The following is a 13,710-nucleotide window of genomic DNA, read 5'->3' on the forward strand; positions in this document are numbered from 1 at the left end:
CCGATGATGGCCCATATCAGCGCTCATCAAATGTCCAGGCGCCGCGAGGCGCGCATTGCGCTACTGCTTTCAGCGCCTGCCCTCATCCTGCTCCTGGCCTTCGTCATATTGCCGACAATTGCCGTGATCTTTCTGGGTTTCACCGACTTCGAGCTCGGCTATGGCAGTTTCAATTTCGTCGGTTTCGAGAACTATGCCGATCTCTTGACCGACCGCACCTTCAAGAAGTCCCTGTGGAATACGACGGTCTATGCTGCGATCGTCGCACCCGTCTCCATGGCGCTTGGACTTGGCATCGCCCTTTTGATCGAGAGAGAAGGCTTTGGCAAAAGCCTGTTCCGCACCGCTTATTTCCTGCCGGTGGCATCGTTGCTCGTCGCCATGGCAACAGTCTGGCAATATCTGTTCCACCCGACCATCGGTCCGATCAACGCAGCTTTGACCATGATTGGCATCGAGGGACCAAACTGGCTTGGTGCATCAAGCACGGTCATGACGAGCCTGTCGATCATCGGCATCTGGCAGGCAACCGGCTTCAACATGGTTCTCTTCCTGGCTGGTCTGTCTGCCATTCCCCGCGAACTCTACCAAGCAGCGGAAGTGGATGGCGCCCGCTTGGCGCTCTCCCGCTTCCGCCTTGTCACCTGGCCGATGCTCGGACCAACGACACTCTTTGTCACGACGATCTCGATCATCAATGCCGTCAAGGTCTTCGAGACAGTCAAGACATTGACTGAAGGAGGCCCCAACAAGGCCTCCGAGGTCCTGCTTTTCACCATCTACCAGGAAGGGTTCGTCTATCTGAAGGTCGGCTACGCCTCGGCAATGACCGTGATCTTTCTGGCAATCCTGGTCTCGCTGATGGTCCTGCAATACCGCGTCATGGACCGGAAGGTGCACTACACATGATGACCGATCGCTTCACCCCGGTTCGCGTCCTGCGCCTCGCTTTGCTTTGCCTTGGCGCACTCGTCTTTCTCGCCCCCTACATCTTCATGATCTCCACGGCCGGCAAGGCGCAAAGCGAGATCTTCTCGTCTTCGCTCAACCTCATTCCGCAGACCTGGTCCTATGCAGAGAATTTCGCCAAAGCCTTCGGGCGGGTGTCGATGGAAAACCTGCTGTTGAACGGCGTCATCGTTTGCGGCCTGATCCTTGTGGTGCAGGTGCTGGTGGCGATCCCATGCGCCTATGCCATGGCGAAGCTGTCCTTTCGCGCCGCGCGCTTGATGATGGCGCTTGTGATGCTTGGACTTCTGGTGCCGATCCACGCGACAGCACTTCCGCTTTACGTCGCTTTTGATCGCCTCTCGGTGCTCAACAGCTATTTCGCGCTGGTCGCTCCCTTCTCGATCTCGGTCTTTGCCATCTTCCTCTTCCTGCAGTTTTTCCGAGGGATCCCGGACGATCTGATCCACGCGGCACGCCTGGACGGCATGTCCGAGGCTGGAATTGTTGCGCGGGTCATAGTGCCGAATGCCTGGCCGGCCATCACCGCCTTTTCGATCTTCTCGGTGGTTGCACACTGGAACGATCTTTTCTGGCCGCTGATCGTCGTCACCAATCAGGCCTATGCGACGCCACCGCTCGGACTGCTCTACTTTCGCGCGGCCGAGGCCGGCGACGATTACGGCGCATTGATGGCTGCCACCCTGATTATCACCCTCCCCCTCGTGCTCGCCTTCCTGCTTGCGCAGAAACGCTTCGTCGAGGGCATCACCATGACCGGACTCAAAGGCTGACCGGTCGCAACCCAGGAGAACTGCGATGACTTATCTCAAGAAGGCGCTGGCAGCTCTTGCCTTGACGCTTACGGTGAGCGCTCCGGCCCATGCCGAAACGACGCTCAACGTCCACTATCCCATGCCCGGCTTCTTCAAGGACGTGATGGACACGATCTCGAAGAAGTTCATGGAAGAGAACCCTGACATCAAGATCACCTTTGCAAACCCTTCCGCGACCTATGAGGAAGGCATCCAGACCATCATGCGCCAGGCCGGCACGGCAGAAATGCCCGACGTCACCTTTATCGGTCTCAATCGCCTGCGCATGGTTGATGAGCGTGACATTCCGGTCGATCTTGCACCTTTCATGGAAAGAGACGGCAACATGGCCGAGCAGGGTTTCTCGGAAAACATCCTGAAGCTCGCTCAAGTGAAGGGCAAACAGGTTGGACTTGCTTTCGCCACCTCCAACCCGATCATGTATTACAATGCCGATCTCGTTCGCCAGGTCGGTGGCGACCCCGACCAGCCGCCGAAGACCTGGGACGAGGTTATTGCGCTCTCGTCAAAGATCAAGGCACTCGGCAACGGCACGGAAGGCATCGATTTCCGCTGGCAGGGTGATGACTGGATGTTCTCAGCACTTCTGTTCGGCGCGGGCGGTCAGATGCTGAGTGATGACGAGGTGACTGTCGCCTTCAACGGTCCTGAAGGCTTGAAGGCCTTCGAACTGGTCGACCGCATGGTCAAGGAAGGCGGCCTCCCGGTCTTTACCAAGCAGGCAGGCGAACAGGCCTTCGTCGCCGGCAAGGTCGGTTTTGCCTTTCAGACCACAGGCGCGCTGCGCAATACCATCAAGAATGTCGGCGACAAGTTCGATCTTCGCACCGGCCCGATCCCGCGCCTTGATCCCGTCAATGGCAAGCTGCCGACGGGCGGCAATGCTGCCGTCATGTTGACCCGCGACGCTGAGAAGCAGGAAGCGGCCTGGAAGTTCATCAAGTTCGCCGCCGGTCCCTACGGCGCCTCGGTTGTCGTTCCCGGCACCGGATATGTCCCGAACAATGAGCTTGCCGCCACCTCGCCTGAATACCTCGGCAACTTCTACAAGGAAAACCCGCTGTTTCGCGCTGGCCTTGAGCAGATGCCGCTGATGCAGCCCTGGTACGCCTTTCCTGGCTCCAACGGCGTGAAGGTCACCCAGACGATCGTGGAAAATCTTTCACGTGTGGTCGAGCAATCGGCCGAGCCGAAGGAAGCGCTCGACGACGCTGCCGCCGAAGTCGAAGGCCTGCTGCCCAGAAGCTGAAGACCAGGCTCTGTCAAATAAGCCCTGACTATGCGCGCCGCCTTGACCATAGGCGGCGCGTCCTTGACCGGAGGCAAGTCCTGACAAGGACGAAAGCATCGACCATGCGTTTACGAAAGCTGTCGAACCGTGCCGCCAGGGTTCAGTTTGTAGCCCAGTGTCAGATGCCGCGGCAAAGCCGAATTTAAAGCGATGTCGAGGAGAAGGGAGGCAGCCGTCGCCCCCATGCTGGCATCCGCCATTTCGATCGTGGTGAGGGGCGGATACATCAGTTGCCCGATGGCAATCCCGTCAAATCCCGCGACAGAGACATCATCTGGTACCTTGAACCCCTCGCGTCTCACTGCACTGATCACCCCCAGGGCCAGAAGATCGTTGGAGGCAATGATGGCTGTCGGCCGCTTTCGCGACAAGACCTCTGAGAGATCAAGCTCTCCGTAGCCGGTCGCAAGAGAGACTTCCAAGGCATCTGCGATTTTGAGACCTGCGTCTTGCATGGCGTCGCAGTAGCCCTCGTAGCGCAACCTTGCCCTGTCGGAACTGACAAATCGACCGGACACGAACAAAATCTGGCGATGGCCATGATGGATGAGATGGTCGGCGAGCTCCCGTCCGGCGCGTCTGTTGTCAGTGGCAACGGCGGCCTTGAAGCGTGATGTCGGCTGATTGTGGAGAAGAACGGTCGGTGGCAACTCGTCAGACAAACTCGACTGGCTAACGAGGGGATTGCAGACGGTCATGATAAGGCCCGTCGGGTTTTCGGCCAGAAGGGCTGCAACCGCTTCTGGTTCACGGGCCGGATCATAGTCGGATTGGGCAATTAGGACCCCATGCCCGGCAACGCGCATTCGGCTTTGGATACCGGACAAGGACGCCGCGAACACGGGATTGCTGATACTGGGGATTAAAACACCAACAACCGGACGATGGCGCCTAGCTGCCGCGTTTCCTTCCGTCTTCTGGTAGCCGAGCTCCAATGCGGCTTTGCGGACACGTCGCAGCATGGCTTCACTGACCGGGCCGCTGCGATTGAGCACGCGGCTGACAGTGGCCATGGAGCAACCGGCGCGGGAGGCAATTTCCTCAATCGTCGACATTTTTCATCGCTCACTTCAATAGACGCAGCGCCCGCCATCAGGCAGCACCGGGATGCCTCAACGATCCCCTGACGACGGCCAGCTCCGGCTCTCAGTCGGCAGTCACTCGGTCAGGGTTCCCATCAGCTTAGATGGATGTCGCGCAAGCCAGCTCAACCCGTCTGCGCAAACCTTCGTCACATGGCCAACCATCTGGCTTTACGTCGCCGACCGTGACTGGAATGTGACATCACCGAACCGTCCATCAAGCAGAGGAGCGCGACCGGAATGATGAGGAGCTAAGAACTATGGACGATAGACTGGTTTCGGGACGAGTACGACAAAGCCTGCGGAATTCTCGGCGATAGTGGACGTTGTCGCTGAGGGCCTGATCGTTTGCAGTCGTTGACGACCAACCCAGGCCTTGTCGTTGATAGCGTCCAAAACAGATGTTCCGGAATCGCTGCTTGCGACCAAGCAGCTTCATCGAACTGGAAATACTTTTGGCTCCGTGCATAGCCCGACGCAACAGCAGCGAAGGTGTCGAACGACAATTCTTGGATTTGTGAAGGGAAATCACCACGCTGTGCTCGGCGCGCGGCTTGGGAGGTGTCCCGCGCCTTGAAGGGAATCGGACTTAATTCCTGCCCTTACCTTAATCGCCCCAGAGACAAGATAGCGGTATCGCCGCAAGATTATCGCCAAATGGCAGGACCTTGTCGCCGTCGTACAGCACCCAGCCTGCTTTGAAGGTGCGCCCCGTGGCCACGGCTACTTTGCGTAAGCCTTTGAAATCTGCTGCGGTCACCGTTGCTGCGGCCTTGACTTCAAGTCCAACCATATTGCCAGCTTCGTCTTCGAGAAGGATATCTACTTCGTCCTGATCCTTATCCCGATAGTGATGGAAGGTTGATTGGACTTCGCTCCAGGTCGCAAGCCGGAGGATTTCGCCGGCGACAAACGTCTCCAGCAATGAACCAAATAGTCCACGGTCACTTGAAATTCGATCGATTGTCATTCCGACTAACGCAGCTAAAAGACCGCTATCGAGAAACAGGAGCTTTGGTGTCTTAATAAGACGCTTCAAAGGGTTTCGAAACCAGGGCTCGATGCGGCGAACCAGGAACAGCTGTTCAAAGAGTCCGATATATCGCCGGGCGGTCTTGTCATCGATGCCGACCTGGCCGGCCAATTGGGTGAAATTGAGCAACTGTCCCGAATGATGCGCAAGCGCCCGAAGAAGCTGCGGCATTTGGTCCAGGCGTTCGACGTCGGCAATTTCGCGCACATCTCGTTCAACAATGGCTCGTATGTATTCTCTAGCCCATGCGGACCGACGGCGGGGATCGACACGACTGACCATCTCAGGATATCCGCCGATGAGAACTCGCGCCATCAGGTCGCTTCCGACCGTTGGATTGCGAGGGGCTATGACCGTTCCGGCAAAAGCAGAATCGAGGAAGTTCGACTGGTTGCGTCGAATTTCGGACTGAGCTAGGGGCAACAAGGTAACGACTTCCATCCGCCCGGCCAAACTATCGGAAATCGTCGGGAGTGCGAGAATGTTTGCTGAGCCGGTTAACAAAAATCGCCCAGGCCGCCGATCGTTGTCTACAGCCTGTTTTATGGCACGCAGCAACTCCGGTGCACGCTGCACCTCGTCTATGATGGCGGTATCAATCTGACGAACGAAGCCGACTGGATCGGTCTTTGCCGATAGTAAGGTCGTTTCGTCATCTAACGTGAAATACGGACGATCTGTCTGGAGCAGGGCTCGAGCCAACGTCGTCTTGCCACACTGACGCGGTCCGTTCACGAGTACGACTGGCGTATCTTCGAGCGCGACCCTAATTCGCTCGGCTGCGCCTCGCGGATAAAGGAGGTCAGAAGGACTTTCCCCATTCAATCTGTTTTTCCTCCTGATCGCTGCCAAATTCTACGATTGCCGATGCGTTCAGGTCGGAGTTTACATGCGTCCAATTCGGATTACAACTTCGTCCAATCCGGAACTTTCAGCCGTCCATTTCGGAAACTTAAGGGGGCGGGCCAGCTATCGAGAAGAGTGAGCGGCGGCGCGTTGGAGTGGGCATTCAAATCGTATTGCTCTTGAAGGGATCCGAACCGACGACACTTTTTTGATCGCTCGAAGACAAGGGCTTATCTAGCACGCGCACAGGAGTTCCTCCCGTCGTGAAAACATCACTCGTTTAGACGGTCAGCCAAACGCCTCAGGAGATCCATTCGTTCGTGAAGAATCGCTACGATGAGAGCGGGAGCATGTTCGCGAGGCAGACAGAAGATGTAGTGGTGCTGGCATCGCGCCATCCGCAGCGCCGGATAGAGTGCGCTCAGATCCTTGAAGGGAACTTTGCCCGCGGCAATGTCCTCCATTCCTCGCTCCAAAGCCGAGACGTAGTGACGTACCTGGGCGGCACTCCATTGTGTCCGTGTGTAACGGATTACCGAGCGAAGATCGGATTCTGCCTCTGCGGTCAGGATGTAAGCCGTCAAGCGCGACCTTCTGCAATCTCCTCGTCGAGGATCTCACCTACGGTTTTGGTCGACAGTTTTCCGGCGAGCCCCTCACTGATGCGCGTACTCATCAACGCCTTTAACTCTTGCCAGGCCCGTTCTCCCTCGACGTCGCCGGGAAACAGGCGCTCAAGTGCGTACTGCTTGATTGTCTTGCCCTGCAGAGCGGCTAGCGCTTTGAGGCTTTGATGTTGTTTGTCCGTTATGTCGATCGTCAAGCGGCTCATCTCACATACTCCCGAAGTGACGAACCCACATTAGCACATATGTGGTTTAGTTGCCACCATTGCAACGTTATCATAAGACCTCGCTTGCGGGGTTCCGTCATGTCGAGAAATTGCCAATCGGCATCTATTTGCCACTGCCAGCACGGAACCCTAGGCCATTCAATTTGCGGGTACGTGCGCACAGTCGTGGGGTTGAATATCCGCAAGCTCGGTGGATCATCCAAGCCACTGAAGAGACAAACCTGGCGTAACGTTAAATTATGGAACTAAAGCCGAGATTGCATTGGTTCCGAGGGCGGCGCCTCGATCCGGCACAAGCTGTTATGGCACCAGTTCGCATTACTTTCGATTCGAGTTGGCCCGAAGCGCCGCCCGTGCCTGCCGGCAAATCTGCCTCAGATCGTCGCCCTCGGCACGGCAATTCTGATCAACGAAGGTCAAAAGGACGACCGCCCGCCGCATGCCGAGGACACCCCGCAGTTTGTCCAGAACGTCCAGATCATACGGGGAGAGCTGCGCCAGTGTTTGCAACTCGTGGAGACTTACATGGGGCAGCCCCATAAACGCGACACTGGTCATCGGCAGTTCCACATCCGCCACCACCGGGCTCTTCCACCGAATTGTTTGCTATGCGCATGGATGCCGCGGTGCGACATGGTTGGCCTTCGCCTTTTGAGCCGCTGCGCTGATCGCAAAGCAAGCGACTCCTAAGGCATGGAGATTGCAAAAACGGGAACAGCCAGGGCCGCAAGTGAAACAATTGCCGACACTGCCAATTTGATCCGACGTATCCTGCGCGTGCGCGTCCCGGTCCAGTCATAGGCCATCACAGACACCCCTAGTTGACCAACCATCATGGCCGGCTCTGCTGAAATGTCCGACAACCAGCTTGCCCGAACCTTTCCACCTAAATTGGGTTGCGCTGCCCGGAAGGGCTCCTCCCCGACCCGGTCGACCGCTCCTCGACGGACCGCGAAGCAATCCGCCGGGGACTGTCAGTTGTTTACGCTGCCAGGGGCGCGGTCTCGCTCCCCTGGAACATCCGCTCCAGATTGAGGAAGCAGATCATCTTGCCGTCATGCGCGACGATGCCTTCTGCGTGGGCTAGACCTGCCGATGACCCGACCGTAGGAACCGGTTGCAGAACATCCGCCGGCAGAGTGAGGATATCGGACACGCCGTCAACAAGAAGGCCGATGACGAACCCGTTGGCTTCCGTCACCACAATGGCGCTTCTTTCGGTCGGCTCAGCCGAGGCCATGCCCAGTTTCGTAGCCAGATCAATGATCGGGATCACCAGGCCACGCAGGTTCATGACGCCGATCACGTCTGGAGGCGTGTGAGGCAAGGGAGTGGCAGGACCCCATCCGCGAATTTCGCGGATGGTTGTCGTGCGAACACAGAATTCCTGTTCTCTGAGACGAAATGCAATGATCTCCAGCATCATCAGAAATCTTCCCAGCTCTCAGCCTTGGGCGCTGCTGATCCGAAAGCTTTGGACAGGGTGCCGACCATACGACGGGCCGGAGAAGTGAAAGGCCGGTGTGCGCTCGCTGCAGTTACCGCAGGTGCCGGTGACTGCGTCGTGTACTGGCCGTTGCTCTGCCCCAGTTGGAACTGGCTGACCAAGGCCCGCAGACGGCCTGCTTCCTTGGCAAGCGTTGCTCCCGCCGCATTGGCTTCTTCCACCATGGCGGCATTCTGCTGGGTCACCTGGTCCATCTGATTGACCGCAGTGTTGACCTCCGACAAGCCAACCGACTGCTCGCGTGCTGAGGTGGCGATGGCATCCATGTGCTCGTTGATCGTGATGACATACTTCTCGATGGACTTGAGCGCCTCGCCGGTGTCGCTGACAAGCTTGACGCCCTTTTCCACCTCAACTGTGGAGTTGCGGATTAGCTCCTTGATCTCCTTGGCGGCCTGCGCTGATCGCTGAGCAAGCTCACGGACTTCCTGAGCAACAACTGCAAAGCCCTTGCCCGCCTCACCGGCGCGGGCGGCCTCAACGCCAGCATTGAGCGCAAGCAGGTTGGTCTGGAAGGCAATCTCGTCAATGACCCCGATGATGTTGGAGATCTGGCTGGAGGACTGCTCTATCCGCTCCATGGCATCAACGGCATTGGCAACAACGGAGCCCGACTGCCGGGCGCTGATATTCGCCTGGGCCGCGATCGTGCGTGCTTCCTCCGCACGTTTTGACGAATTCGCGACATTGGTCGTGATCTGATCGAGAGCCGCCGCAGTCTCCTCGAGAGACGCCGCCTGCTGCTCGGTGCGCTTGGACAGGTCCTCAGCGCTCTGGCTGACCTCACGCGAGCCGCCATCAATTGAGCTGGTCGACTGAGAGACCGATGTGAGGGTTTCTTTTAGCTGCCCAATTGCACTGTTGAAGTCAGCGCGGAGGCTCTCAAACTCTTCTGCGAATGACTGCTCGAGCTGGAAGGTGAGGTTGCCCGAGGCCAGCTGCTTCAGTCCATCCGCAAGGCCTGTCGTTGCTTGAGCCATCGCCTGGGCGCGCACCCGTTCCTGCTCGGCGGTCAGACGACGCTGCTCCTCACTTTGGCTGCGCTGGGCCGCAGTCTCTGCTTCCAGCCTGCGATTGTCGAGCGCGTTCTTCCTGAAGATCTCAACAGCAGCAGCCATTTCGCCGATTTCATCGGCACGGCCTGCAAAGGGTACCGCAGTATCAGCATCACCAGCCGCAAGCTTGTTCATCGAGCCCGTGATGGTTTGGATGGGTCTCGCAATCCCAGAGACAGCGAACCAGATGGAGCCTGCGATGAGAACAGCAATTGCGCCAATCGCGCTGAAGGTGATCGTCAGGGTGGTCGAGTAAGCCGAGTTGGCCTCAGCATAAGCATCGGCGGCGATCTGGTTGCCAGATCTAGCTTGATGTCTTGGCTTTGGTAGAAGGGCCTCCAGCGCGTCGAAATATCGAGGTCTCCGTCGCGGGAGCATCCACGTAAACCGCACTTCTGAGTTGGCAGATTTTTCGAGGGGCAATGAAGCGGCAGGCGCCGGGGAGCCCACCGCTTCAAATTTGAGGCCATAGGTGGCGCCTCTTCTCGATCAGACTCCGCTAAATAGCGCTACCGCGTCCGGACCAGCCGGGAAGCGAAGCCTGCCTGACGTATCATGGACCGCAGCCCATACCGCCTCCGCCACATCTGTTTCCTTGGTCGTCATCGTTGGCGCGGCGTAGCCTTGGAAGATCGGGCCCGCGAACCCCGTGTAGGTCGCCGGGATCATGTCCTCGACTGGGACCTCCGCGTTCTGGGCGAAGCGTGTGGTCGGACCGTATCCAGGCTCGACCAACTTCGCGCGGATTCCGAAATATTCAAGTTCGTGGGCAAGCGACCCAGTAAAGCCTTCGATAGCCTGCTTGCTGGCCGTGTAGGCGGAAGCCAGGGGCATAGGCGCCAATGTTGCGCTCGACGTAACATTCACGATGACGCCACTGCCACGCTCGCGCATCTGAGGGACCACGGCCTGCGTCATGGCCATTACCCCAAATGTGTTCGTGTCGAAGATCTTGCGAACGTGCGCCATGGGCGTGGCTTCGAAGGCGCCGACGGTTCCGATGCCCGCATTGTTGACAAGCACATCGATCGGGCCAGCCGCGTCAATTGCCTGTGAGATGCTGTCCTGGCTCGTGACATCCAAGGCCACGATCTGCAGGTTTTCGGAACGAGGCAGTACGTCCGGGTTGGGTTTCCGCATGGCGGCGAGTACCCGCCATCCATTTGCTAGAAAATGGCGCGCTGTTTCGAGCCCGTAGCCGGACGATGTGCCAGTAATCAATATGGTTTGCATTGAGACCTCCTTTGGGTTGGATCGCCCTCGTTGTAGAACAGACGGTTCAGACGATACATAATCAGAGATCCACGATTATTGCTCTATCGTCCAAATCAGAGGACTCTCAGAGCTGCTCGCAATACGTCGTTCGCTTTCCCGAACCCGGGCCGAACCGGTGGATTGGCGCGTAGCAAGGGTTAACCTAGGAGGTTCGCGGGTCGCCGCTTGTACGGGCGAACCTGCCCGGTGGGCATCCCAGGCGCTTACGGAAGGCCGTGCTGAACGCGCTGGCCGACTCGTAACCGATCTCGTCGGCTATCCTGTCCAGCGTCTTTGACCCTCGGATCAGCGCGTCCTTCGCCAATGCCATTCGCCAACGTGCCAAGTATTCGATCGGACCACAGCCAAGCACCTCGCCAAAACGCGCAGCGAAGGCGGATCTGGAGAGGCCAGCAACTTTCGCCAGGCTGGCGACCGTCCAATGCGCTCGCACATCAGCATGCATCGCCCTCAAGACGCGTGCGATGGCCGGGTCCCGCATTCCGTTTATCAACCCGGCCCTCACGTCGTCGGAGAAAAACCCTCGCCAGCGCAAGGCCTCGATCAGCAGCACCTCGAGCATGCGCTGCAGTATCAGGTCCCTGCCCGGTTCTTCTCCGGCGCATTCCTCCTTGATAAGTTCAATCATCCTGCTCAGCCGTCCAGCCCGGCCTTCGGAGGCCGGGATGTGGACGATGCGAGGAAGCAAGGCCAACAGTAGGGGTGCGTTTGCCTGCTCGATTTCAAAGGTTCCTCCCAAGGATTCGAAGTCCGCGTCGCCGTCCTGTTCGCCGTGGCGCGCCGGCGATTGAAGCGGGTCGCCGAGCACGAATTCGGCGTCCGGTCGACTTCCGAACGTAAAGGCAGGCGTCGATGGGAGGAGGATAAAATCGCCTTTCTCGACCCTCAATGGCTGATGGCCGTCGAAGGTAAACCAGCATTCGCCTTTCAGGATGATGGAAAAGCCGGGCGCGTTATGGGCTGCGTACCGCACGCCCCAATCTCCCCGCCCCGCAACTGGCTTGGAGATAGCGGTTCTAGGCCGAAGCAGAGCGATTACATCGCTAAGTGGATCCATTCGCGTAACCCATGATGAGGACTAAGGGGCGAATTTCCGAGATGCCGTATCCGGATCGAGATTGGCCAGTATTTGACGAGCCCGCCCGCGGCTGCAAGGGGTTGTCACGCGCGAGCGGGCTCAATGCGTGACGAGCGACCTTTTTAGATCCGCCAGTCGAACTGGCCCTAGGTGAGGACGGCTTTCCCGCCAACCGGGATTTCGTCGGAACTCGTCCACTCTTCCACCAAGGGGCCAAAGCGCGCGGTATAGGCTTTAGCCTCCTCGGTCGCGGTAAAACGCGTGTGCGCCTCCTCGCTGACCCAGCCCTCGGTGACGAAGACCACATCGGGTTCGCCTTTCGAACGACCAACGAGGAACACCTTGCAGTCGGCATGCTCGAACGCCGGCGCTTCGAACAGAAGCGCGACAAGGGCATCCCCCTGGCCTGCTCTGGCCTTCATCCTCGCGTGAAATCCATGGGCTATCCCAGTCGCCGCTTGACGCGCATTGGCGGGGACTCCAATCGTTCCGACCGTTGCCATCGCGGCAACCGAGCCAATTGCCATCATTACTTCCCGACGTTTCATTTTAAGATCCCTTCAGTAGATTGCCGGACCATTCTAGCGAGATACACTGGGGCTTCGATAATTGATCGTCCAATGTTCATTATCTACTGTCCGGAACAACGGTTTTTTCCATACCTCGGCACCTGCGCAGAGGCCGGCTTCGTAGACCCTCGCCGATCGGCTCAGTTGGCCCGGGGCTCAGCAGCCCAAGAAATCGCCGCGACTGAAGCTCGCGGCGAAAGGGGGGAAGCCGCCCTGCCATTAAAGGCGCCAGGACAGCGGCTTTACTGTTCCGTCCGTGCTGGGCTGTTATCCCACTACATGCGGAAGCCACCTGAGATCTCGATATTCTCACCGGTGATCCAGGCCAGATCGTCCGAGAGCAATCCCGAGATGGAGCGGCCGAGATCGGATGGTTCACCCAGGCGGCTCAGTGCGGTTTGAGCCGCGATCGCTGGAATGACCTCCGGATGGCGCGCGAAACCGTCATTGCCAAGGCGTGTCCTCGTGGGGCCTGGCGCAACGGAATTAACGCGTATACCACGAGGAGCCAATTCCTTGGCCATGTACCGCGTGAGCGTGGTCAGGCCGCCCTTCATCGCGGCATAGGCGGAGTAGCCTGGTGAAACACTCGTCGGGCGCGTGGCGGAACTGGCCACGTTGATAATCGCGCCGCCATCCCTGAGCGCGGACAACAGACCCTGGGTCATGAAGAAGTGGCCCTTGAAGAGCACCCGGCTCATCTCGTCGAACGCCTCCTCCGTAGTCTCGTTGAACGGCGCTGCGATCGACATGCCTGCATTATTGACAAGATAGTCGAACTTGTCGGTGTTCCATTCGAGTCGGAGAGTGGCCCGCACATTCTCCTGGAACGCCTTGATACTGTCCATATGGTTCAAGTCCAGGTGGTAGAGGACCACCTTGACCCCGAGCCTTTGAGCGTCTTCAGCCGTCTGGCGCGCGCCCTGCTCGTTATTGCGATAGGTACCTATGGTATGAACGCCCCTTTCCGCCAGGGCGAGGGCGGTCGCTTGGCCAATGCCCGAGCTCACACCGGTGATAACCGCCACCCAGTTTTCGTTTCCGGCGTTCACACTAGGAGCGGGCTGGTCCGCTTCCTGCGCCTGCGACGAATTCGCGAGTGCCGCCGCGGCGGCAATGCCCGCACCCATTCCCATCAGTAGCTTACGCCGTTCCATCGCTATGGTTCCTCCATCTTCATGACGTTTGGCGGATGCAGGTTAGGGTCGCCCGGAGGGGCTTGCCATATCGCGCTGTCCGAAATCATTTACCGGGCGTCCGTGAGACTCTGATTGTCTTGACCCCAGCACCGAGCGGCGCGAGGTAATTCCGCATCGTGACGACGGTGGTCGCGCCCG

At 58.4% G+C, this 13,710-nt stretch carries 14 protein-coding genes; 3 read left to right on the forward strand and 11 right to left on the reverse strand.

Annotated elements, in window-relative coordinates:
* The first annotated feature begins 3 nt into the window (after window positions 1-3).
* The 3 genes from ACQKP1_RS22415 to ACQKP1_RS22425 are packed head-to-tail and all read left to right on the forward strand — an operon-like array spanning window position 4 to window position 3,033.
* Complete coding sequence (locus ACQKP1_RS22415) at window positions 4-909, forward strand: carbohydrate ABC transporter permease (RefSeq protein WP_427277148.1); 906 nt, start codon at window positions 4-6, stop codon at window positions 907-909.
* A complete protein-coding gene (locus tag ACQKP1_RS22420) occupies window positions 906-1,742 on the forward strand; it encodes a carbohydrate ABC transporter permease (RefSeq protein WP_427277097.1) in 837 nt (278 codons plus the stop codon). The genes ACQKP1_RS22415 and ACQKP1_RS22420 overlap by 4 nt, the downstream gene beginning before the upstream one ends.
* A gap of 25 nt (window positions 1,743-1,767) precedes the next feature.
* Window positions 1,768-3,033 (forward strand): ABC transporter substrate-binding protein, encoded by a 1,266-nt coding sequence (locus tag ACQKP1_RS22425; RefSeq protein ID WP_427277098.1) that lies wholly within the window; start codon window positions 1,768-1,770, stop codon window positions 3,031-3,033.
* Between the two features lie 110 nt (window positions 3,034-3,143).
* Here ACQKP1_RS22425 and ACQKP1_RS22430 read toward each other — a convergent pair whose 3' ends face one another.
* From ACQKP1_RS22430 to ACQKP1_RS22480, 11 genes are all read right to left on the reverse strand, one after another.
* Complete coding sequence (locus ACQKP1_RS22430; RefSeq protein ID WP_427277099.1) at window positions 3,144-4,130, reverse strand: substrate-binding domain-containing protein; 987 nt, start codon at window positions 4,128-4,130, stop codon at window positions 3,144-3,146.
* Between the two features lie 634 nt (window positions 4,131-4,764).
* Window positions 4,765-6,015, reverse strand: coding sequence for an ATP-binding protein (locus ACQKP1_RS22435; protein WP_427277100.1), 1,251 nt, complete (start codon window positions 6,013-6,015; stop codon window positions 4,765-4,767).
* 293 nt (window positions 6,016-6,308) lie between these two features.
* The gene (locus ACQKP1_RS22440) at window positions 6,309-6,620 is read right to left on the reverse strand and encodes a type II toxin-antitoxin system RelE/ParE family toxin (RefSeq protein ID WP_136600446.1); all 312 of its coding nucleotides are present in this window, start codon (window positions 6,618-6,620) and stop codon (window positions 6,309-6,311) included.
* The gene (locus ACQKP1_RS22445) at window positions 6,617-6,868 is read right to left on the reverse strand and encodes an antitoxin (RefSeq protein ID WP_427277101.1); all 252 of its coding nucleotides are present in this window, start codon (window positions 6,866-6,868) and stop codon (window positions 6,617-6,619) included. Before ACQKP1_RS22445 ends, ACQKP1_RS22440 begins: the two co-directional genes overlap by 4 nt.
* Before the next feature lie 339 nt (window positions 6,869-7,207).
* Window positions 7,208-7,468: a hypothetical protein gene (locus tag ACQKP1_RS22450; protein ID WP_427277102.1), complete on the reverse strand. Its 261-nt coding sequence runs from the start codon at window positions 7,466-7,468 to the stop codon at window positions 7,208-7,210.
* Window positions 7,469-7,871: 403 nt separating this feature from the next.
* The gene (locus tag ACQKP1_RS22455; RefSeq protein WP_427277103.1) at window positions 7,872-8,315 is read right to left on the reverse strand and encodes a chemotaxis protein CheW; all 444 of its coding nucleotides are present in this window, start codon (window positions 8,313-8,315) and stop codon (window positions 7,872-7,874) included.
* A complete protein-coding gene (locus ACQKP1_RS22460; RefSeq protein WP_427277104.1) occupies window positions 8,315-9,829 on the reverse strand; it encodes a methyl-accepting chemotaxis protein in 1,515 nt (504 codons plus the stop codon). The genes ACQKP1_RS22455 and ACQKP1_RS22460 overlap by 1 nt, the downstream gene beginning before the upstream one ends.
* A 111-nt stretch (window positions 9,830-9,940) precedes the next feature.
* On the reverse strand, window positions 9,941-10,684 hold the full coding sequence (locus ACQKP1_RS22465; protein ID WP_427277105.1) for an SDR family oxidoreductase: 744 nt from the start codon (window positions 10,682-10,684) through the stop codon (window positions 9,941-9,943).
* 184 nt (window positions 10,685-10,868) lie between these two features.
* Window positions 10,869-11,783: an AraC family transcriptional regulator gene (locus ACQKP1_RS22470; RefSeq protein ID WP_427277106.1), complete on the reverse strand. Its 915-nt coding sequence runs from the start codon at window positions 11,781-11,783 to the stop codon at window positions 10,869-10,871.
* A 167-nt stretch (window positions 11,784-11,950) separates the two neighbouring features.
* Window positions 11,951-12,352, reverse strand: coding sequence for a putative quinol monooxygenase (locus ACQKP1_RS22475; protein ID WP_427277107.1), 402 nt, complete (start codon window positions 12,350-12,352; stop codon window positions 11,951-11,953).
* 296 nt (window positions 12,353-12,648) lie between these two features.
* The gene (locus tag ACQKP1_RS22480; protein WP_427277108.1) at window positions 12,649-13,530 is read right to left on the reverse strand and encodes an SDR family NAD(P)-dependent oxidoreductase; all 882 of its coding nucleotides are present in this window, start codon (window positions 13,528-13,530) and stop codon (window positions 12,649-12,651) included.
* Between the last annotated feature and the right edge of the window lie 180 nt (window positions 13,531-13,710).

The organism is Allorhizobium sp. NPDC080224 (genome assembly GCF_050281005.1).
GTDB lineage: Bacteria > Pseudomonadota > Alphaproteobacteria > Rhizobiales > Rhizobiaceae > Allorhizobium.